The sequence below is a fragment of the Arthrobacter sp. SPT-J7 genome (assembly GCF_059089965.1).
This window is the reverse complement of sequence record NZ_JBNHFF010000009.1, coordinates 1-20,279: the sequence shown is the minus strand read 5'-3', so window position 1 is coordinate 20,279 and position 20,279 is coordinate 1. Positions and strand designations below refer to the sequence as shown.

Annotated in this window: 16 protein-coding genes and 1 pseudogene; 12 read left to right on the top strand and 5 right to left on the bottom strand. The window is 68.1% G+C overall.

The genetic code is table 11. The features are described 5' to 3' along the window. The first annotated feature begins 144 nt into the window (after positions 1–144). The 8 genes from AC5RWX_RS14470 (at position 145) to AC5RWX_RS14435 (ending at position 11,077) form a co-directional block, all read left to right on the top strand. Positions 145–3,894 carry an AAA family ATPase gene (locus tag AC5RWX_RS14470; RefSeq protein WP_494097564.1) on the top strand — a complete coding sequence of 1,250 codons (3,750 nt, stop codon included), beginning with the start codon at positions 145–147 and terminating at the stop codon, positions 3,892–3,894. A gap of 16 nt (positions 3,895–3,910) precedes the next feature. Beyond that, positions 3,911–4,690 (top strand): alpha/beta fold hydrolase, encoded by a 780-nt coding sequence (locus tag AC5RWX_RS14465; RefSeq protein WP_494097563.1) that lies wholly within the window; start codon positions 3,911–3,913, stop codon positions 4,688–4,690. Continuing rightward, on the top strand, positions 4,687–5,388 hold the full coding sequence (locus AC5RWX_RS14460; RefSeq protein ID WP_494097562.1) for an esterase/lipase family protein: 702 nt from the start codon (positions 4,687–4,689) through the stop codon (positions 5,386–5,388). Before AC5RWX_RS14465 ends, AC5RWX_RS14460 begins: the two co-directional genes overlap by 4 nt. Positions 5,389–5,594: 206 nt before the next feature. Then, on the top strand, positions 5,595–6,578 hold the full coding sequence (locus tag AC5RWX_RS14455) for a 1-phosphofructokinase family hexose kinase (RefSeq protein ID WP_493941240.1): 984 nt from the start codon (positions 5,595–5,597) through the stop codon (positions 6,576–6,578). Beyond that, positions 6,575–7,357 carry a 5'/3'-nucleotidase SurE gene (surE, locus tag AC5RWX_RS14450; protein WP_493943357.1) on the top strand — a complete coding sequence of 261 codons (783 nt, stop codon included), beginning with the start codon at positions 6,575–6,577 and terminating at the stop codon, positions 7,355–7,357. The genes AC5RWX_RS14455 and surE overlap by 4 nt, the downstream gene beginning before the upstream one ends. A gap of 40 nt (positions 7,358–7,397) precedes the next feature. Next, on the top strand, positions 7,398–9,863 hold the full coding sequence (locus tag AC5RWX_RS14445) for a molybdopterin oxidoreductase family protein (protein WP_493943356.1): 2,466 nt from the start codon (positions 7,398–7,400) through the stop codon (positions 9,861–9,863). Continuing rightward, positions 9,860–10,342, top strand: coding sequence for a hypothetical protein (locus tag AC5RWX_RS14440; protein WP_493941243.1), 483 nt, complete (start codon positions 9,860–9,862; stop codon positions 10,340–10,342). The genes AC5RWX_RS14445 and AC5RWX_RS14440 overlap by 4 nt, the downstream gene beginning before the upstream one ends. A 129-nt stretch (positions 10,343–10,471) precedes the next feature. Beyond that, positions 10,472–11,077 (top strand): flavin reductase family protein, encoded by a 606-nt coding sequence (locus AC5RWX_RS14435; protein WP_493943355.1) that lies wholly within the window; start codon positions 10,472–10,474, stop codon positions 11,075–11,077. Between the two features lie 73 nt (positions 11,078–11,150). On the opposite strand, the gene AC5RWX_RS14430 is transcribed toward AC5RWX_RS14435, so the two are convergent. The 3 genes from AC5RWX_RS14430 to AC5RWX_RS14420 form a co-directional block, all read right to left on the bottom strand. Further along, positions 11,151–11,618, bottom strand: a complete 468-nt coding sequence (locus AC5RWX_RS14430) for a GatB/YqeY domain-containing protein (RefSeq protein WP_493943354.1) — start codon at positions 11,616–11,618, stop codon at positions 11,151–11,153. A gap of 55 nt (positions 11,619–11,673) precedes the next feature. Beyond that, positions 11,674–12,408 carry a glutamine amidotransferase gene (locus AC5RWX_RS14425; protein WP_493943353.1) on the bottom strand — a complete coding sequence of 245 codons (735 nt, stop codon included), beginning with the start codon at positions 12,406–12,408 and terminating at the stop codon, positions 11,674–11,676. 149 nt (positions 12,409–12,557) lie between these two features. Continuing rightward, positions 12,558–13,661, bottom strand: a complete 1,104-nt coding sequence (locus AC5RWX_RS14420; RefSeq protein WP_493943352.1) for a CHAD domain-containing protein — start codon at positions 13,659–13,661, stop codon at positions 12,558–12,560. Between the two features lie 80 nt (positions 13,662–13,741). On the opposite strand from AC5RWX_RS14420, the gene ftsY reads away from it, so the two are divergent. Continuing rightward, positions 13,742–14,959 carry a signal recognition particle-docking protein FtsY gene (ftsY, locus tag AC5RWX_RS14415; protein ID WP_493941249.1) on the top strand — a complete coding sequence of 406 codons (1,218 nt, stop codon included), beginning with the start codon at positions 13,742–13,744 and terminating at the stop codon, positions 14,957–14,959. Between the two features lie 116 nt (positions 14,960–15,075). On the opposite strand, the gene AC5RWX_RS14410 is transcribed toward ftsY, so the two are convergent. Beyond that, positions 15,076–15,900 (bottom strand): hypothetical protein, encoded by an 825-nt coding sequence (locus AC5RWX_RS14410; RefSeq protein ID WP_493943351.1) that lies wholly within the window; start codon positions 15,898–15,900, stop codon positions 15,076–15,078. A gap of 95 nt (positions 15,901–15,995) precedes the next feature. Continuing rightward, the gene (locus AC5RWX_RS14405; RefSeq protein ID WP_493943350.1) at positions 15,996–17,261 is read right to left on the bottom strand and encodes an MFS transporter; all 1,266 of its coding nucleotides are present in this window, start codon (positions 17,259–17,261) and stop codon (positions 15,996–15,998) included. Between the two features lie 322 nt (positions 17,262–17,583). On the opposite strand from AC5RWX_RS14405, the gene AC5RWX_RS14400 reads away from it, so the two are divergent. The 3 genes and pseudogenes from AC5RWX_RS14400 to AC5RWX_RS14390 form a co-directional block, all read left to right on the top strand. After that, entirely contained in the window at positions 17,584–18,903 is a 1,320-nt protein-coding gene (locus AC5RWX_RS14400) for an ammonium transporter (RefSeq protein ID WP_493956902.1), read from the top strand. Next, the gene (locus AC5RWX_RS14395) at positions 18,900–19,238 is read left to right on the top strand and encodes a P-II family nitrogen regulator (protein ID WP_414961419.1); all 339 of its coding nucleotides are present in this window, start codon (positions 18,900–18,902) and stop codon (positions 19,236–19,238) included. The genes AC5RWX_RS14400 and AC5RWX_RS14395 overlap by 4 nt, the downstream gene beginning before the upstream one ends. A 377-nt stretch (positions 19,239–19,615) precedes the next feature. Continuing rightward, positions 19,616–20,279, top strand: a pseudogene (locus tag AC5RWX_RS14390) (hypothetical protein); the annotation flags it as partial.

Here is a 20,279-nt window from a genome sequence, read left to right as displayed (position 1 = left end):
ACGCCAGCCAGTCTCACCGGACAAGGCTGGACGTCAGCGTAGTTCTCCATGGCAGTGCACCAGCCCGCACAAGCCCTGGTCCCGGGGAATTGGCGGTGGACACGGTAGATTGATCCAAGGAAACGTCCGCCGCGGGAGACACACGTGCATCTTAAATCTCTGACTGTGCGGGGCTTTAAGTCTTTTGCGTCGGCGACGACCTTCGACTTTGAGCCCGGCGTCACCGCTGTTGTCGGTCCGAACGGGTCAGGCAAATCCAATGTCGTCGACGCCCTGGCCTGGGTGATGGGCGAGCAGGGCGCCAAAACGCTGCGCGGCGGCAAGATGGAGGACGTCATCTTCGCCGGGACCGCAGGCCGGCCGCCGCTGGGCCGCGCGCATGTCTCCTTGACCATTGACAATAGCGACGGCGCCCTGCCGATCGAATACTCCGAAGTCACCATTTCCCGCACGCTGTTCCGCACCGGCGGCTCCGAATACGCGATCAACGGCAGCAACTGCCGGCTGCTGGACATCCAGGAACTCCTCTCCGACTCCGGCCTCGGCCGGGAGATGCACGTGATCGTCGGCCAGGGCCAGCTGGACAAGGTCCTGCACGCCACCCCGGAGGACCGCCGCGGCTTCGTGGAAGAAGCTGCAGGCATCCTCAAACACCGCCGCCGCAAGGAAAAGACGGTGCGCAAGCTGGAGTCGATGCAGGCGAACCTGCAGCGGCTCACCGACCTCACCGGCGAAATCCGCCGCCAGTTGACCCCGCTGGGCAAGCAGGCCGAAGTGGCACGCCGGGCCCAGCAGGTGCAGTTCGAAGTCCGCGATGCCCGCGCCCGGCTGCTGGCGGATGAGCTGGTGGAACTCAGCACCTCGCTGGAGCAGGAGGTGGCCGACGAGGCTGCGCTGAAGTCCCGGCAGGCCGAAGTGGAGCAGACCCTGGGTGCAGGCCGCCGCCGGCTGGCCGAACTGGAACGGCTGGCGGCCGAGGCCACGCCCACACTCAACGCCGCGCGGGACAGCTGGTACCGGCTCTCGTCCACCCGCGAACGCTTCCGCGCCCTCGCCAGCCTTGCCAATGAACGACGGCGGCTGCTCGGCTCCGCCGACCAGGAACCGGACAGCGGACGGGATCCGGAGATCCTGGAGCAGCAGGCGGCCGAGGTCCGCGAGGAGCAAGCCGAGCTGGAGTTCGAGCTTGAGGCACGCCGTGAGGTGTTGGACGACGCGATCGAGGCGCGCTCCGCGGCAGAGCGGGCGGCGCAGGACGAAGAGAAGCGGCTGACCAGCATTCTGCGGGCCGCTGCCGACCGCCGCGAAGGATTGGCCAAGCTGGCCGGCCAGGTGGGGGCGGCCCGTTCCCGGGTTGAGGCGGCGGAGGCTGAGCTGGGCCGGCTCCGCACATCGATCACCGAAGGCGAGGAGCGCCGCCGCCGCGCCCAGGCCGAGTTCACCGCGCTTGAATCCCAGGCGGCCGGGGTGGAAGAAGGCGAAGAAGGCCTGGACGCCGCCTATGAGGAGGCCAGCGACGAACTGGCTGAAATCGAAGCAGAACTGGAGCAGCTGCGGGCCGACGAACGCGAGGCCGAACGGGAACGCGACGCGCTGACCGCCCGCAAGGAAGCACTCGAAGTCGGGTTGAACCGGCGGGATGGCAGCGAGACACTGCTGGCCTCCGGCACCGACGGCGTGCTCGGCTCGCTGGCGGACCTGATCAGCGTGGAGCCAGGCTACGAGGCTGCCATTGCCGCAGCCCTGGGGCCGCTGGCGGAAGCCGTTGCCGTTGCCGACCCCGACGCCGCCGTCCGGGCGCTGGAACTGATGAAGGCCGACGACGCCGGCCAGGTGGAGCTGCTCATCGCCGGGCCGGGGTCTCTACTCGGCGCTGGCGCGCCTCCATCGACCACCGGATCCCCGGTGGTCGACCAAGGGAGCGCTGGCGCGCCTCCATCGACCACCGGCGCCCGATCGGTGGTCGACCAAGGGAGCGCCAGCGACTACGTGGAGACCGCGGATCTCCGCGCAGGCGCAAGCGCCTTTGGTCGATCACCGGAGGGGACTGTTTGGGCGAACAGCTTGGTCCAAGCCAAGCAGGGGGTCGAGGGTGCCGTTCGCGCGCTGTTGGGCTCCGTCGTCGTCGTTGAAGACCTCCCAGTCGCCGCCCGCGCCATCGCAGCCGACCCGACGCTGACTGCCGTCACCCGCGAGGGCGACATCTTCACGTCCTGCTCCGCACGGGGCGGTTCCGCCGGCGGGCCCAGCCTGCTGGAAGTTCAGGCCGCCGTGGACGAGACCGCGCAGCGGCTGGAGGCCGCGACGGCCCGCGCCGAGCGGGCCAAGTTCGCGATTGCCGGCGCGGCCGGGCGCCGGGACGAAGCCAAGCTGCGGGCCGACGCGGCGCTGGAACAGCTGCACGAATCCGACGCCCGGTTGGCAGCCGTCGCCGAACGGCTGGGACAGCTCGGCTCCGCGCTGCGGTCGGCCACCGGCGAGAGCGAACGGCTGGCCAAGCTGGTGGCTGCCGCCGAGGCCAACATCGTGACCGAGCAGCAGAAACTGGCCGAGATCACCGAACGGCTGGGCGCGGCACAGGCCGCCGAAGACCAACCGGATGATGCCGAGCCGTCCACCGACAAGCGGGACGCGCTCGCCGCCGCGGCAACCCACGCACGCCAGGTGGAAATGGAAGCCCGGCTGGCGCTGCGCTCGGGCGAGGAACAGTTGACGGCCATCGGCAACCGGGCGGCCTCGCTGGAACGGGCAGCCGCGACCGAACGCCATGCCCGGGCACAGGCTGCAGAGCGCGCCCGCAAGCGCCGGCTGCAGGCAGCCAAGGCCGCCGCCGTGGCCCAGGGCGCCCAGCAGGCGCTGGCCTGGCTGGACGTCTCGGTGGATTTGGCTGAGCGGGAACGCGACGAGGCCGAAGAGGTGCGCGCTGCCTGGGAGGCCGAACTGTCGACCGTCCGCTCATCCACCGATGCGCTCGCCGCGGAGTTGCGCGAACTGACGGACACCGTGCACCGCGATGAACTGGCCCGGGCCCAGCAACGGCTGAAAATCGAGGCACTGGAGGCCAAGTCCATCGAAGAGCTGGGCCTGACGCCGGACCACCTGATCGCCGAGTACGGGCCGGATCAGCCGGTGCCGGTCGCCACCGCGGCGTCGAACGACAAATGGGCCGCGCTGCGGGCCCCGGTAGACGACGAAGGCAACGCCGTCGTCGAAGGCGTTCCGTTCGTCCGCGAGGAACAGCAGAAGCGGCTCAAGAAGGCCGAACGCGATCTTGCCGCACTGGGCAAGGTTAACCCGCTGGCGCTGGAGGAGTTCGCCGCGCTGGAGGAACGCCACCAGTTCCTCAGCACCCAGCTGGAGGACCTCAAGGCCACGCGCAAGGACCTGCTGGACATCATCAAGGAAGTCGACGAGCGGGTGGAGCAGGTCTTCACCGAGGCCTACCATGACACCGCCGTGCAGTTCGAGCGGGTGTTCGGCCGCTTGTTCCCGGGCGGCGAGGGTCGGCTGGTGCTCACCGATCCGTCGGACATGCTAAAAACCGGCATCGAGGTGGAGGCCAGACCGGCCGGCAAGAAAATCAAGCGGCTGTCGCTGCTCTCCGGCGGTGAGCGCTCGCTGACCGCGGTCGCCCTGCTGGTGGCGATCTTCAAGGCCCGGCCGTCCCCGTTCTACGTGATGGACGAGGTGGAAGCCGCGCTGGACGACACCAACCTGGGCCGGCTGATCACCATCTTCGAAGAGCTGCGCGAATCCAGCCAGCTGATTGTGATCACGCACCAGAAGCGCACCATGGAAGTGGCCGACGCGCTCTACGGCGTGACCATGCGCGGCGACGGCGTGACCACCGTCATCTCGCAGCGGCTGGAGCACGCCAAAGCCCTGGTCGACTAAGGAAGAGAGACGCGCGATGGTGAAGATCCCGGGAGAAGCATCACAGCAGATGACCATCGACGGCTGTCGGCTGCGCGTCCGGACGGTCGGTTCAGGCCCAGCGGTGTTCGTGCTGGTGCACGGGATCGGCGTCTCCGCCCGCTACTTTGAACCCCTCGCCGCCGAACTCGCCCGGCACGGCACAGTCCATCTGGTCGACCTGCCCGGCCACGGCGGGCTGCCCAAGCCAAAGCGCGCCCTCGATCTGGTGGACCTGGCCCGCTTGGTCCACGGCGTCATGGACCGGCTGGGGATCGGGCCCGCGGTGCTGGTGGGCCACTCGATGGGCTGCCAAGTGGTCACGGAGCTGGCCCTGCTGCACCCTGAAGCCGCCACCGCACTGGTGCTGCTGGCGCCGACAGCCAACCGCCGCGAGCGCACCGCCTGGAAGCAGGGCCTGCGGCTGTTCCAGGACGGCTTCCGCGAACCGCTGGCTGTGGACGCGATCGAAGTGACCGACTACCTGCGCTGCGGTCCGCGCTGGTACCTCACCCTGCTGCCCGCTATGCTCGGCCACCAGCCGGAGGAACGGATCGCCGGCGTGCAGGTACCGGTGCGGATCGTCCGCGGCAGCCGGGACCCGGTTGTGCCGTTGGACTGGTGCCGGGAGCTGGCCGATGCCCTGCCGGGAACTACGGTGGACAACATCGACGGCGAGGGGCACGTGATGATGTTCCGCTCACCCGGGCCGGTGGCGCAGCTGTGCTTGGCACCGTCCGGACCTCGCGGGGATGCCACCGTCGCCGACCGGTCATGAACCAGTTGTTCCGGGTGCCACGGCTGGCTTGGGGCTGGCTGCTGGACTACGCCTATATTGCCCGGCAGCAGGTTCGCGGAGTCCTGGCCCGGGCCGACCCCGCGCAGTACCGCGAGGACGCCGCGCACGAGGCGAGCCCCGTCGTCGTTATTCCGGGCATTTACGAGTCGTGGAAGTTCATGCGCCCGCTGATTGAACACGTCCATGGCCGCGGATATCCGGTGCACGTGGTCGAGCCGCTGGGCTACAACGTCGGCAGCATCGAACGCATGGCCGGCATCGTGGGCGACTACATGCGCCGGCAGGAGCTGGAGAACGTCACGATTCTTGCGCACAGCAAGGGCGGCCTGATCGGCAAGTTCGTGATGACGACGGCGGCGTCCGCCGGGCGCGTGCAGCGGATGGTAGCGATCGGGACCCCGTTTTCCGGTTCCCGCTACGCCACGTTCGCGGTGACCCCCATGGTGCGCGCCTTTTCGCCGAAGAACCGGGTGCTGCGTCAGCTGTTGGCGAACTTGGACGCCAATCACCGAATCGTGTCCGTCTACAGCGCATTCGACCCGCACATTCCGGGCGGCTGCCGGCTGGAAGGCGGCGTAAACATCCGGCTGGAAACCACTGGGCACTTCAAGATCATTGCCGAGAAACGCCTCCACGACATCATCGACCAGGTGCTGGCCGGAGCAACTCCCTCCTAACGTGCCGGCGGGCCGGCGGCGCCGGACTGGGCGCCTTTTGGGCCACCATCCGGGCCGACCGCCCATTGTCCGGCTGGCTCAGCCGCGTTAGTGTCGAAACTAAGACCACTGTTGATACCGGGCAGCGGCGTTGCCATGCTGACTGCCCGAGCAAAGGAGGCAGGCATGACGATGAGCCGGACAAGCAGCGTGGAGCGAGGTGCGCAATGGGTTCAGTAGTTATTTTCGCCCCGTCGCCCGGACTGACCGTAACGGTGGAGGATGTTGACGGCCGCCCGGATATTCATCTGCACGCCGGCGGGCAGGGGGTCTGGCAGGCTCGGATGCTGACCGGGCTTGGTGCTTCCGTCACCATGTGCGCCGTCTTCTCCGGTGAAACCGGCAGCGTAATCCGGCACCTGATCGAGGACGAAGGCGTCGAGGTGATTCCTATCGAGGGGCAGGGCAGCAGTGGGGCTTACATCCACGACCGGCGGGCCGGCGACCGGGAAGTGGTGGCGGAGAACCCTGGCGAAAAGCTGACCCGCCATGATCTGGATGAACTCTTCGGGCAGACCCTGAAGGCGGGAATGGAAGCTGGCACCGCCATCCTCAGCGGGGCGGTCCGTGAAGATGCCGTCCCGGCCGACGTTTACCGGAGACTCGCTGCCGATCTGCGCACGGCGGGCTGCCGGGTCATTACGGATTTGACCGGCGAGCGGCTCACCGCGGCGCTCGCCGGCGGCGTCACCGTGGCAAAGATTGCCGACGACGAACTCACGGACAGCGGACGTGCCTCGTCGGACGAGCCGGAGGCGATCGTCGAGGCGATGCACGCCATGCACGCTGAAGGTGCCGGCACGGTGATTGTCACTCGGGCGCATAAGCCGTCGCTGATGCTGCATGAAGGCGCGATCAGTGAGATCCGCGTGCCCGAGATGCAAAGCGTGGACACCCACGGTGCGGGGGATTCGCTGACCGCCGGGGTTGCTGCCACGCTGGCGGACGGCGGGACCATGCATGAGGCGGTGGTGCTGGGCACTGCCGCCGGTGCACTGAACGTCACCCGCCATGGGCTCGGCACCGGCGAGGAGGGCGCCATCCGGAACTTGACCAAGCTGGTGACGGTCTCCGCCTATCGTGCCGATGAGCTGACCGCGGCCCAGCAAGCCAGCCCGGACGAACTGGCACGAATGGTGTGGAAACAATGAACACGCCGAAGATGGTCCTGATTACCAACGACGACGGCATCGACTCGCCGGGGCTGCATGCCTTGGCGGCCGGAGCCCTGGAGGCCGGGCTGAACGTGACCGTCGCGGCTCCGGTCACGGAGGCCAGCGGCAGCAGCGCGTCCATTACGGCCTGGGAAGACGAGGGCCGCATCCGGGTTGAGCAGCGCACGCTGGAAGGGCTGGAGTCCGTGCCGGCCTTTGCCGTGCACGGCACCCCGGGTTTCATCTCGATGATCGCCACGCACGGGGCGTTTGGCGAGCGGCCGGACCTGGTGCTCTCCGGTGTGAACCGGGGAGCGAATGTGGGCCGGGTGATCCTGCACTCGGGCACCGTTGGCGCCGCGCTGACCGCAGGGGTGAACGGCGGACGCGGCATGGCGGTTTCGCTGGACACCGGCCTGGACCCGGAGCAGTTCAACTGGGACACCGCCGCCAGGTTGGCCACCGGGTTGCTTCCGTACCTGATGGACCAGCAGGTCGGCACTGTCTTGAACCTGAACGTGCCGAACGTCGACGGATCCGCGCTGCCCGAATTCCGGGCCGCCACCCTGGCCGAGTTCGGCATTGTCCAAACCACGGTGGCCGAGCGGGGCGAAGACCATCTCCGCTTGGCCATCGCAGACAGCCAGGAGCTGGCCCCGCCGGAGAGCGACTTCGCACTGCTGGCGGCCGGTTTCGCCACCGTCACCGGGATCCAGCCGGTCACCGAAAGCCACTTGCCGGACCTCTCCGCCGTCGCGGACCGGCGTCGTTCCTGAAAAAATCCAGTTCCCTCAAACCCGGAGCATCGGAGGCATCATGAGCCGGATAGACCGAATCGCCGAACCATGGGGGACACGGACCCCGTATGCTGCGGGGCAGGACTGGCCGGTGCGGGTGGACATGTACCTGCAGCACGGGCTGCAGCCCGAGGACGTGGACCGGTGGGTGCAGACCGCTTCCATCCTGCACTCGAACGGAGACGCGCTGGACATTGCAGTCAAGGATGGCCGGATCGCCGGCGTGCGCGGACGGGCCACGGACCGGGTCAATCACGGGCGGCTGGGGCCCAAGGACCTCTACGGCTGGCAGGCAAACTCGTCACCGGACCGGTTGACCAAACCGCTCATCCGGGAAAACGGCAAGCTGGTCAAAACCGACTGGGACACGGCGATGGACCGGGTGGTGGGCCGGACCAAGGAGCTGCTGGACGAACAGGGCGCCAGCGCAATCGGCTTCTACACCACGGGCCAGCTGTTTGCCGAGGAATACTACACGCTGGGCTTGGTGGCCCACGGCGGGCTGGGCACCAGCCATGTGGACGGCAACACCCGCCTGTGTACGGCAACGGCCGCGGCGGCCCTGAAGGCGTCGTTTGGCTGCGACGGCCAGCCCGGTTCCTACACGGACATTGACTATGCGGACGTCATCGCCCTCTACGGGCACAACATGGCGGAGACCCAGGAGGTGCTCTGGTCCCGGGTGCTGGACCGGCTGGCCGGGCCCAATCCACCCAAAATCGTCTGCGTCGATCCGCGCTCCACGCCGGTGGCGCAGGCCGCGACCGTCCATCTGGCGCCGCGGCCGGGCACCAACGTGGCGCTGATGAACGGCCTGCTGCATGAGATCATCGCCAACGATTGGGTGGACCACGAGTACGTCAAGGCCCATGCGGTGGGCTACGACGAGCTGGAACAGCGGGTCAAGGACTACCCGCCGGAGCTGGCCGCGGACATCTGCGACGTGCCGGTGGAAAAGATCCGAGAGGCCGCCCGGATCATCGGCCGGGCCGGACGGCTGTTCTCCACGGTGCTCCAAGGTTTCTACCAGTCCAACCAGGCCACCGCCGCGGCCGTACAAGTCAACAACATCAACATCCTCCGCGGGATGCTGGGCAAGCCCGGCTGCGGCATCCTGCAGATGAACGGGCAGCCCACCGCGCAGAACACCCGTGAATGCGGCGCCGACGGCGACTTCCCGGCCTTCCGCAACTGGTCCAATGACGCCCACGTCAAGGACCTGGCCCGGGTGTGGAACGTGGAGCCGATGGCGATCCCGCACATGTCGCCGCCCACGCACGTGATGCAGATGATGCGGTACGTGGAGGACGGTTCCATCCGGATGCTCTGGGTCAGCGGCACCAATCCGGCCGTCTCGCTGCCGGAACTGCGGCGCATCCGCTCGATCCTGGAACAGGAACGGTTGTTCCTGGTGGTGCAGGACATTTTCCTCTCCGAAACCGCGCAGTTGGCCGACGTGGTGCTCCCGGCGGCGACGTGGGGCGAGAAGACGGGCACCTTCACCAACGTTGACCGGACCGTCCACCTGTCGGAGAAGGCAGTGGATCCGCCGGGGGAGGCCAAAGCGGACCTGGACATCTTCCTGGACTACGCGCGTCGGCTGGATCTGCGCGACAAGGACGGCGGGCCGCTGGTGAAATGGCACGACGCGGAATCGGCCTTCGAAGCGTGGAAGGAGTGTACCCGTGGCCGGCCGTGCGACTACACCGGCCTGACCTACCAGAAGCTGCGCGGCGCTTCGGGCATCCAGTGGCCGTGTAACGAGGAGAACCCGGACGGCACCGAGCGGATCTATGCCGACGGCAAGTTTTGGAGCGCGCCGGACTACTGCGAAAGCTACGGCCGGGACCTGCTCACCGGCGCCCCGCTGGAGCCGGACGAGTACAAGGCGCTGAACCCGGACGGCAAGGCGCTGCTCAAAGCCGCCGACTATCTGCCGCCGCACGAGCTGCCCAGTCCGGACTTCCCGCTGCAGCTGATTACCGGACGGACGCTCTACCACTTCCATACCCGCACCAAGACCGGCCGGGCACCGCAACTGCAGGCGGCGGCCCCCGAGGTCTGGGTGGAACTGTCGCCGGCGGACGCGGCAGCCTACGGCATCGCCGAAGGAGACCGCGCCGAGGTGACGACGCCGCGGGGCTCCGTGCAGGCCCAGGTGCGGATCAGCGGCATCAGGGCCGGGGTGCTCTTCCTGCCCTTCCACTATGGCTATTGGGACACGGACGGCGGCCATGAGCCCGACGGCGCCGGGCGGGCGGCCAACGAACTGACCATCACCGACTGGGATGCCGCGTCCAAACAGCCCATTTACAAGACCGCCGCTGCCCGGCTGGAGAAAATCGGTGCCGGTGAGGGGCCTGCGCCGGCGCCGACCACCACCGCCTCCGCCCCGGTCCGGCCGATCGGCCGGCAGACTGCCGGAGGCCCCAGCGCCGGCGTCGACGAACAGCTGCAAACAACGCCAGCGGGAGGACTGTCATGAGGATCGGTCTGGTACTGGAAGAGCTGCACCGGTCCGAAAACGATCTGGCGCATGAGCTCCTGCAGGTCTCCGAACGGCACAAAGTGGACCATGAGGTCTACCACCTCGGCCGCGACCTGGCCCGCTGGTCCCAGCAGCACGTACGGGAGATCGCCGACATCGGCCGGCAGTACGGGCTGGACCTGGACCCGGAACCCAAGGACGAGGGCGCCTGGGCCGAACGGATGCGGGAGAAGGGCAGCGAGCTGCTGGGACGCCGCGGCGATGTCGCCTTGCTGTTGCTGCGCGACCTGCGGGAGGTCTACCTGAAAGCCTCCGGGGTCTCCGCCGACTGGGAGATGCTGGCCCAGGCGGCCCAGGGCATCAAGCACCCTGATCTGCTGGCGGTGGCGCAGAAGTGCCACCCACAGACGGTGCGCCAGATGCACTGGGCCAACGCGAAGCTCAAGGAGTCCTCGACGCAGATCCTGATCAGCTAAAGCGGCGGGTCAGGCCAGCTGCCGGGGGCTGCTGCGCTGCCAGTTCTGCAAGTAGACGCGGGGGGATTGCCGTTGTCCTCGTCCAGCTCGTACGCATCCAGCTGCGCGTTCACCACAAAATCCGTCGGCGTGGAGGTCGACACCGTCCGGGTCCTCACCTCGATCCGCCAGTGGCCGCGCCGCCGCCGAGAGGGTCGGCAGGGCCTCGGTGATTTACGGCATGATGGGGACATGGCGCAGAAACAGGCACAATCAGAGCAGCCCATGAGCGACTTCGCGAAGGGCTTCGACTATCCCATGTACGTGATCACCGCGGTGGGCGGCGGCGAGCGTTCCGGCTGCCTCATCGGCTTCGCCACGCAGTGCAGCCTGAAGCCTGCACTGTTCCTGGTCTGCATCTCGAAGCAGAACCACACTCATCCCGTGGCGCTGGAAGCCGACGTGCTTGCGGTGCATGTGCTGGCGCGCAGCCAGCGGGCGCTCGCAGAACTCTTCGGCGAAACCACCGGTGACGAGGTGGACAAGTTCACCCGCTGCGACTGGGAGCCGGGCCCGGAGGACGTTCCGCTGTTGGCGGAGGCAGCGCGGGTCATGGTCGGGCGCGTGGTGAAAAAGGTCGATATGGGCGATCACACCGGTTTCCTGCTGTCCCCGCTGCAGACGCGCGGGGGCGACATCACCGACCTTTTGTCCTTCAGCGACGTCAAGGATCTCGACGCCGGCCATCCCGCCTGATCGCCGCGCCTCCCGCCTCATCGCCGCGCCTCCCGCCTGAAGGGCAAGGGCGGCGCTTTACCCTTGCCGGCGGTTACTGCTGGGCCAGCCGCGCGCGGACCATCTCGCTGACCGCCTTGCCGTCGTAGCGGCCGGCAACCTTCTCGGTGACCGGCTTCATCACCGCTCCCATCTGCCGCATGGACAGTTCCACGCCGTCGGCCCTGAGACCGGCGATGGTGCCGTCCACGATCTCCGCCACCTCGGCTTCGCTTAACGGCTTGGGCAGATAGGCCTCGATGATTTCCGCTTCCGCGCTCTCCGCAGCGGCCCGCTCCGCTTCGCCGGCCTCGGTGTAGATACGCGCAGTATCGCGGCGCTTGGCGGCTTCCTTCTGCAGCAGGGCGGTGGTCTGTGCATCGTCGAGCTCCACCGGGGTCTTGCCCGACTTTTCCTTGGTGGCGATCTCGCCCAGCACGTTGCGGACGGTGGTCAGCGCGGTCTTGTTCCCGGCCTTCATATGGACGACGACGTCGGCCTGCAGCTGCTCTTTCAAACTCACGTCAATTCCTCGCTTCGGTGTAATGGTGGTAGATGAGGGAAATCAGGTGGCGGCATCAGGTGGTGGCGTACCGGGCGACGAAGTTGCGCAGTATTCGCTGCGGGACCGACACCGTCTTGCTGCGCACCTGCTTCATCACGGTCTCCGCTTCACCCGGCGGAAAGTAGCCGGCGTCGCGGTAAATCCAGATCCGGGTCAGCAGGCCTTCGGTATCCAGTTCTGCGTGGAACTGGGTGGCATAGAGGTTGTCCTGGAGCCGGAACATTTGATACGGGCAATGCTCGGATGCGGCCAGGTGGACGGCCCCTGCGGGCAACACCGAACAGGCTTCCTTGTGGCCCACGAACGCTTCGAATTCCCGCGGCAGGCCGGAGAGCAGGGGATCGGCGGCGCCGTCGTCGGTCAGCACAATCTGGGCTGCGCCGATCGGCTCGCCGTATTGCCGGTCCACCACTCCACCGCCGTGCCGGCCCAGCGTGCCCACCCCGTAGCAGGCTCCGAGGAACGGAAAATCGCGGGCGACGACGGTGTCCAGCAGCTGCTCCAGCTCGGCTTCCACCCGCAGCTGGACGGGCGACTTGGTCGCGTCGTCGTCGCTCGATGTGAACGGGCTGCCGCCCAGGATGATGCCGCTGTAGTCGTCCAGATCGAGGGCCGGCATCGGCGCGGCTTCCAACCGAATCCGGCGCAGTTGGTCCGGTTCCAGACCGGCGAACCGGACGAACGCCGCATATTCCTCATCGGCAGCGGTGTCGTCGGCACGCGTGGCCAGCAGCAGGAACGGCTTCATGCGTTGATCGTACAGTCGCCGCGCCGCCCGCCGGTACGTCGGTCTTCCCCGGGACGCCTGATGTGGAGCGCTTGGTGCAGGGATCCCTGTGCCGCAGGCGGTAGCTGCCGCCGCCCGCATCCGCCCCTGCCGTCAGATCGGCTTGCCCGTCAGGCCGGCTTCCACGGTTTGCCCCAGCTCTTCGGTTTGGCCGAGGGAAAATGTGGCCAGAGCGTGCGGAAGCGTGCCACTGCCTCCTGGGCCGCGGCCTGTTCGAGGGCATCAAGTCGGCCGTAAAGGAAGGTATCTACTCCGTCGTAGGCCGCCTTGGCCGCCACCCGGCGCAGCAGTTGCCGGGCCACCACGGCGTCCTGGTGTTCACCCAACACACTTTGGATCTCGTGCGCCGCCTGGGCCAAGGCAGCGGCGTCGACGGGGGAGAGCACGGCGGCCGCTTCGGCGGCGTAGCGCAGCCGTTTGGCCCGTTTCCGAGCCTCATGCAGCGCTTCTTCGGCCACTTCCGTGCCTTCCGGGGCGGCGAGGGCGGAGTTGGCTGCTGCTCGCAAACGCTTGAATTGCCGGCCCACCAGCCGGGGCACCGCCTGGCGGGCGGGTTCTGCGGCGAGTGGTGTCAGCTGCGGGTGGTCCAGCCAGGTCTCGATGTCGGCCACCAGCCGCCGGTAGCGCTCGCCGGTGAGGGCCAGCACCACTTGCCGGTGTCCAGCGTCCAGCCATTCCACTAGCTCGGTGCTCAGGCGGCGGGCGGCCGGAGCAGTGCCGGGAGCGCCCGGCAGCAGGCGGCCCTGGGCCTCGCTGTGGGGCTGGTCCTTTAAGGCAACAGCCAGCAGCCGCCCCAGGCGTTCGGTCTGCACCTCGGCATCCCTGGCGAAAGCCAGCTCGCCGGCGAGCCACTTCAGCTCGGCCTGCAACCGGTCCGGCGGCGGATCCAGGAGTTTGCGGTAGGCCTGCAAAACGGAGCGCATCCGGCGGGTCGCGGTGCGCATCTGGTGCACAGCATCCGGGGCGTTGCGCCGTGCGGGTTCAGCCAGTTCGGTGAGCTGGCGAAAATGTCCGCGGACCGCGTGCAGCAGCATGTCGGCGGCCGGGCCTTTAAGGTCAGGCTCCGCGCCCGGCGGCAGAGGCGATGCGCCGCGCTCGTGATTGGACGGCGCGGACTGGGGAGCGGACGCTGCGGACTTCGGACCGGACGCTGCAGACTTCGGACCGGCCGGCGCGGTCGTCGGGCCGCGTTCCTCGCCGCCGTTGGTGGGCATGCCCGCAGTGTACCGCCGAGCGCAATCGGGCCTCCGGCGCAGCTGCACGGCGCGTGGCGGCGGCCGGTAGGCTAGACCCCGTGGACGCAACCCTGATCATTCTTTACGTAGTCATCGCCATCGCCGTGATCGGCCTGGTGGCAACGCTGTTGCTGCGCGGGCGCAAGACTCCGCCGGGCACCTACACCACCACCCGGGACGCCAATGACCCGGCGACACCGCCGGCCGGGGGCGGTACCGACACACTGGAAGCGCCCCAACCGACAGCCACGGCACCACCGATCGGCGTGCCGACCGAAGAAGAACCGCTGCCGGCCGGCGTCGAAATCCCCGAGGATGCCGCAGCGCTGGAGACCATTCCGGTGGAGACGCCGGCGCCGGTCCAGGGCCGTCTGGCCCGGTTGCGCGCCCGGCTGGTCAAGTCCAACAACGCGCTGGGCAAGGGGCTGCTGGCCCTGCTCGCGAGCGACAAGATCGACGACGACGTCTGGGACGAAATCGAAGAAACCCTGCTGCTGGCCGACCTCGGCACGGAGCCGACGCTGGAGCTGGTGGATGCGCTCAAGGAGCGGGTGAAGGTGGAGGGCAGCCGGAATCCGGAGCAGGTCAAGGCCATGCTGCGCGAGGAGCTGGTCAAGCTGGTGGATCCGTCGATGGACCGGTCACTGGCCGTGATGCGCCACGCCGACCGCCCCGCCGTGATGATGGTGGTGGGCGTCAACGGCGTCGGCAAGACCACCACGGTAGGCAAGCTGGCCCGCGTGCTGGTGGCCGAGGACAAGGACGTGATCCTGGGCGCCGCGGACACCTTCCGCGCGGCCGCGGCCGAACAGTTGGCCACCTGGGGCTCGCGCGTGGGCGTTCCCACGGTGAAGTCCGACGTCGATGGTGCGGACCCAGCCTCGGTCGCCTTTGAAGCGGTCAAGGCCGGCATCGAGCAGGAAGTCGACGTGGTCATGGTGGACACCGCCGGCCGCCTGCAGAACAAGGTGGGCCTGATGGACGAGCTCGGCAAGGTCAAGCGCGTGATCGAGAAGCAGGCCACGGTCGATGAAGTCTTGCTGGTGCTGGACGCCACCACCGGCCAGAACGGGCTGAACCAGGCCAAGGTCTTCGCCGAGGTCGTGAACATCACCGGCATCGTGCTGACCAAGCTTGACGGCACCGCCAAGGGCGGCATCGTCGTCGCGATCCAGCGCAGCCTGGGCGTGCCGGTGAAGCTGGTGGGCCTGGGCGAAGGCGCCGACGACCTGGCTCCGTTCGAAACCGAAGACTTCGTGGACGCGCTGCTGAACTGATAAGCCGCGGCGCCACCAAGGGCACCGCACTTTTAGAGTCACAGCACGCTGCACGACGGCGATCCCTCCTACCGGACATCCGGCAGGAGGGATTCCTGTTTAAGCCGTGGGAGCGTTTAAGCCGCGGTGGAGCGCAGATCGGGCCGACGCTTCATCGACTGCGCGCCGGGTTCGGACGGCAGGTCCGGAGCGCGCAGGGCCACCAGCAAACCCCAGACCAACGCGGCGATCGCCAGCCACTGGACGTCGACGCTGCCGTCGGTCTCCGGACCGAGCAGCCAACTGATGCCGAGCGAAACATAGCTGAAGCTCAACACGGTGCGCAGCAGTTGACGTGCCTCGGGCCAGAGGGCATGCAGCGTACTCGCCGCTGCCAGCGTCAGGCCGAGGGCGCCTTGGACCGGCCAGTGGTCGATGCCCATGGTCCAGTGCTCCGGCGCAGATCCGGTGGCGCGGGAGACAGCGAGGGCGTACCAGGCATAGGCCGCCCAGAACGGCAGCGCCAGCACGGCTAGCACCAGCAACGGCCAGTCCACTGATAGCCGGGGCCTCTCCCACCGGGTGCCGGCACGCCGGCCGTCGAACCGCGGGCCGGCGCGCCGGGCGCTCCACCACAGGCCCACGGACATGATGCCGAGCACCGCCGCCATCACCACCGGCCCGAAGCTCAAGCCGAACAAGGCTGCCAAGAGGAGCGCCGCCGTCGTCAGCCAGAGCAGGGCGAGGACCGGCCGGATGTCTTGCGGCCGCAACGCCGCCCAACCGAACGGCAAGGCCACCGCGAACGTGATGAGGACGCCCCAGCTGGTCTGCATCGCCTGAACCTCGGCGAAGTAGGAATCCTCCACGAACATGGTGGACAAATCGATCAGCCCGAAGCCGGGCAGCACGGCCCAGAACGGCACGGCCAGCACCGCGAAAATACGTCCCCCAACCGTCATGGCTCAGAGAATAGCGGCGGACATGGTCCTTGGCTACGGTGCTGCGCGGGCCAGTCCGCAGTTTACGCGGGTTAGTCCGCCGCCGGTTCCACGGGTCAGTCCGCCGCGGGTTCCTTGACCGGCTTCGTCAGCGTTTCGCGGCCGAACACCAGCCAGAGCAGCGCGGCGGCTAGCATGACCGCACCGGTGGCGCCGAAGGCCCAGGCGTAGTTGAGCCGGTCGGCCAGCATGCCGGCAAGGACCGGGCCGACGATGGCGCCTGCGTCGGTGCCCATTTGGAAGACGGCCAGCACCTTGCCGCCGCTGCGGTCACTGCCGATGACGTCCCCGACGGCGGCCTGTTGTGCCGGGCCCAGCAGCCCGGATCCGAAGCCGGCAACAACCGAGGCCGCCACGAAGACCGGCACGGAATCGGTGAAGCCGATGGCTGCGATGGCAAGTCCGGCAATGGTGAGTCCGGCGACTACTAGGGGGCGGCGGCCGGCGGTGTCCGCCAGCCGGCCGGAAAAGGTCAGCGCCAGCGCGTTGCCGACCGCGAAGACGGCCAACGCCAGGCCGGCGGTCGCGGCGCCCGCCCCCAGCACGGCGGCGGCAAAGAGCGGAATCAGCGCCATTCGCACCCCGAAGGTGGCCCAGCCATTGGCGAATGCGGAGACGACGGCGGCGCGGTAGCCCGGATCCGACAGCGCCTCGCGCAGGTCCATCGCCTCCGGCACCGGCGCGTCGTCGGCGGTCTTGGGCGCAGGCTTTTTTAGCAAGGCGGCGACGACGGCGGCCGCCACCAGCAGGGCCAGCGCATAGACCACGAAGGGCATCCGGAGCCCGAATCCGGCCAGCAGGCCGCCGACCACCGGTCCCAGGATGCCGCCCATCAGGAAGGTGCCCGCGTAGAGACTGGAGACCCGGCCGCGTCCGTTCGGCGGGGCCAGCCGCAGGATCAGCGCCATGGCCGAAACGGTGAACATGGTGGAGCCCAAGCCGCCCAGGCCGCGGAAAATCAACAGCTGCCAGTAGTCCTGCGCCATCGCGCACGCGCCGGTTGAAGCGGCCACAATCAGCAGCCCGGTGAGGTAGACCCGGCGTTCGCCCCAGCGGCCCACCAGCGCGCCACCGGCCGGCGCGAACACCAACCGGGCCAGCGCAAACACACTCACGATCACGCTGGAAGCCGCCACACCGACGTCGAAACTTGCGGCGAACTGCGGCAGCACCGGCGCCACCAAACCGTACCCGAGCGCGATCACGAAAGCCGCCGCAACCAGGACCTTGATGTCCCGCGGCAGCGGAATCTGCGCCTCCTTGTCCTGACGTTGCAGGCCGGGCAGGCGAATACGGCGCTCCGTGTGGCGGGAAACTGGCATGTCATTAAGCCTAGCCCGGCGTGATCGGTGTCCTTGTGGAGTTGCTGGGATACATGGGCAAACGCCCGCGCGGGAGGGTGGGCACCGCCGTCGGGCGCTGCTGGCGCCGCGCCCTAACTTCAGGCCGCCGCTGGAACTGGGCACCGCCGTCGGGCGCTGCCTGCCCCGTAACACTGCCGAAACACGCCCGACAAGCCGGTTTTACCTGGGCGGGTCTCTTGTAACGCGGCAGTAATGAAGCTTCCGGCTTGCCGAAACACGCCGTCGGCAGGCTGGAGCCAGCGGCGGGAAGCTACCTGCCGAAGGACGAGAGGACGTGAAGATGGATCTGTCAGCAGGTCACGTCTGGGTAATGATTTCGGCAGCCCTGGTGCTGCTCATGACGCCGGGACTGGCGTTCTTCTATGGCGGCATGACGCGGGCCAAGTCTGCCCTGAACATGATGATGATGAGTTTTTCCGCCATCGCGCTGGTGGCTGTGGTCTGGGTGCTGTGGGGTTACTCCATGAGCAGTGGCGAGGGAGTGGCCCAGCTCTTCGGCAATCCGTTCGCTGCCTTCGGCCTCGAGTCGGTGCTCAACTCCGAAGACCTGATTCGTGCAGGTTATGGCGCGACGTTCGCGATTATCACTGTGGCGCTTATCTCCGGGGCCATCGCCGACCGGGCAAAGTTCGGCGCGTGGGTAGTCTTCGTACCGATCTGGGTCACGCTGGTTTACTGCCCGCTGGCCTTCATGGTCTGGGGCGGGGGACTGCTGGGCGCTGACGGCGCCATTGGAGCCTGGGCCGGAGAGGCGATCGACTTCGCCGGCGGCACCGTGGTGCACATCAACGCGGGCATGGCCGGCCTGATCCTTGCCCTGGTCCTGGGCAAGCGCAAGGGCTTCGGCAAGGACCCGGCCCAGCGCCCGCACAACATCCCGCTGGTGATGCTTGGTGCTGCTTTGCTGTGGTTTGGCTGGTTCGGCTTCAACGGCGGTGCGGCTGCAACGACCGAGGAAGCCGGCCTGATCTGGATCAACACGATGGCCGCTCCGGCCGCCGCGATGCTGGGCTGGCTGCTGATCGAACGAGTCCGCGACGGCCGCCCCACTTCCCTGGGCGCAGCATCCGGCGTGGTTGCAGGTTTGGTGGCCATCACTCCCGCCTGCGCCAATGTTTCCCCGCTGGGCGCCATCGGGCTGGGCCTGGTGGCGGGCGTGCTGGCCGCGCTGGCGGTCGGGCTGAAGTACCGGTTCGGCTACGACGACTCGCTGGATGTGGTGGGAGTCCACCTGGTGGCGGGCCTGGTCGGCACCCTGGCGCTGGGCTTCATTGCCTTGCCGGTCGAGGGTGTGGGCGGCGGCCTCTTCTACGGCGGCGGCGTCGCCCAGTTGTGGGCACAGACCGTGGCGGCGGCGGTGTCCGTGGTGTTCTGCGCGGCGCTCACCGTTTTGATCGGCCTGGCGATCCACAAGACCATCGGCTTCCGGGTGACCGAAGAGCAAGAGGTCACCGGCGTGGACCTCACCCAGCACGCGGAATCCGCCTACGAGTTCGGCGGTCTGGGGACCGGCGGCACGTTCATCCCGCACCCGGCGACCGACCGCAGCGCCCATAACGCGGGCATCGGATCCGCCATCAAGGAAGAGGTCAACGCATGAAACTGGTCACCGCGATCATTCGACCGCAAAAGCTCGACGCCATCCGCAACAGCTTGGAAAGCTATGGCGTCCAGGGACTGACCATCAGCCAGGCAAGCGGATACGGCCGGCAGCGCGGCCACACTGAGGTTTACCGCGGCGCGGAATACACCGTGGACCTGCTGCCCAAGATCCGCATCGAAGTCCTGGTCTCCGACGAACAGGCAGACGACATCGTTGATGTCCTCGTTGCCACGGCCAATACCGGCCACGCCGGCGACGGCAAGGTCTGGCTCGTCGATGTCCAAGAAGCCGTGCGGGTGCGCACCGGCGAACGTGGCGAGGCGGCCCTCTAGGCTGCATGTTCTCCGCCAGGTCCAAAGCCCGGTTGCTTTGGCCGCCCCTGTGGCGGCCGGGCAGCCGGGTTCTGCTGTGTGCAGCCCGCTTGTTGAAGTCGCCAGCCAGAACACATTTTGAGGCTGCCAGGCGGACCCCTTGCTGGGGTTGCCAGCCAGAACACGCGACGACTCGCTGTAGGACTCGACCTACACAGGCGGGTCTTGTCCTACACAGAGGCTGACCCGTCCTCCACCGCATCAGCTTGTCCACCAAAGGGGACGCGGCTTGTCATCCCTACCGTCGTTTGTCCTCCACAGGAACGTGGCCGCAGACGTTTATGCACATTCACCGAACACCCGTTCTACCCCGAACTTGCGCTGCGTAGCGTTGAAGTATGGCAACGGAACCGTTGGACGAGGCACAGGAGCCGGAGGACATCTCCGGCGCCAGTGACGTCTCGTCCCCGGACTCCGCAACGCCGGCCGCCCCTGGTACCGGTGCACCGCCCTCCCGGCAGTCGTCCGCCGGCGTTTCCGGTCACAGTGATGGCGCCACTGACGGGCTTGCCGCCTCCGACGCCACCACCAGCTCAAAGGAGACGCCTTCACTTGATGCTGGAGCCAATGCCACCGGCCAGGAAGATGTTGCTGGGAGTGAAACGCCGACGGCGCGGGAGTTGTGGGAGGAGGATTGGCGGGAGCTGGAACCGGCGGAGCTGGCCGGGTTGCTCGCCGGCACCGACCCCGGCAGCCTGGATGACTGGTCGGTGCTCGAATACCTCAAGGCGGTGCGCAAGCACGAGGCCTGGACCCAGTCCCGCCGCACCCGCGCCCTCCACCGGATGGCCGTGCTCCGGCCCGCCACCGGCACCGATGCCGGCGCACCGGACGGGATCAGCCGGCACGCCGCGCAGGAACTCGCCCCCGTCCTCGCGGTGCCCGGCAAGCAGGCGGCCGCGGACCTGGCCGACGCGCACCAGATCGGCACCCACCTGCCCGCCACCCTCGCCGCCCTCGACGACGGCGCGATCGACCTGCCCCGCGCCGCCGCGATCGCCC

What these genes read in the sequence shown, in the direction of transcription:
- AC5RWX_RS14465 (WP_494097563.1), top strand. Translation starts at nt 3,911, where the DNA reads ATGGTGAAGATCCCGGGAGAAGCATCACAGCAGATGACCATCGACGGC.
- AC5RWX_RS14460 (WP_494097562.1), top strand. Translation starts at nt 4,687, where the DNA reads ATGAACCAGTTGTTCCGGGTGCCACGGCTGGCTTGGGGCTGGCTGCTG.
- AC5RWX_RS14455 (WP_493941240.1), top strand. Translation starts at nt 5,595, where the DNA reads ATGGGTTCAGTAGTTATTTTCGCCCCGTCGCCCGGACTGACCGTAACG.
- surE (WP_493943357.1), top strand. Translation starts at nt 6,575, where the DNA reads ATGAACACGCCGAAGATGGTCCTGATTACCAACGACGACGGCATCGAC.
- AC5RWX_RS14445 (WP_493943356.1), top strand. Translation starts at nt 7,398, where the DNA reads ATGAGCCGGATAGACCGAATCGCCGAACCATGGGGGACACGGACCCCG.
- AC5RWX_RS14440 (WP_493941243.1), top strand. Translation starts at nt 9,860, where the DNA reads ATGAGGATCGGTCTGGTACTGGAAGAGCTGCACCGGTCCGAAAACGAT.
- AC5RWX_RS14425 (WP_493943353.1), bottom strand. Translation starts at nt 12,408, where the DNA reads ATGAAGCCGTTCCTGCTGCTGGCCACGCGTGCCGACGACACCGCTGCC.
- AC5RWX_RS14420 (WP_493943352.1), bottom strand. Translation starts at nt 13,661, where the DNA reads ATGCCCACCAACGGCGGCGAGGAACGCGGCCCGACGACCGCGCCGGCC.
- AC5RWX_RS14410 (WP_493943351.1), bottom strand. Translation starts at nt 15,900, where the DNA reads ATGACGGTTGGGGGACGTATTTTCGCGGTGCTGGCCGTGCCGTTCTGG.
- AC5RWX_RS14405 (WP_493943350.1), bottom strand. Translation starts at nt 17,261, where the DNA reads ATGCCAGTTTCCCGCCACACGGAGCGCCGTATTCGCCTGCCCGGCCTG.
- AC5RWX_RS14400 (WP_493956902.1), top strand. Translation starts at nt 17,584, where the DNA reads ATGGATCTGTCAGCAGGTCACGTCTGGGTAATGATTTCGGCAGCCCTG.
- AC5RWX_RS14395 (WP_414961419.1), top strand. Translation starts at nt 18,900, where the DNA reads ATGAAACTGGTCACCGCGATCATTCGACCGCAAAAGCTCGACGCCATC.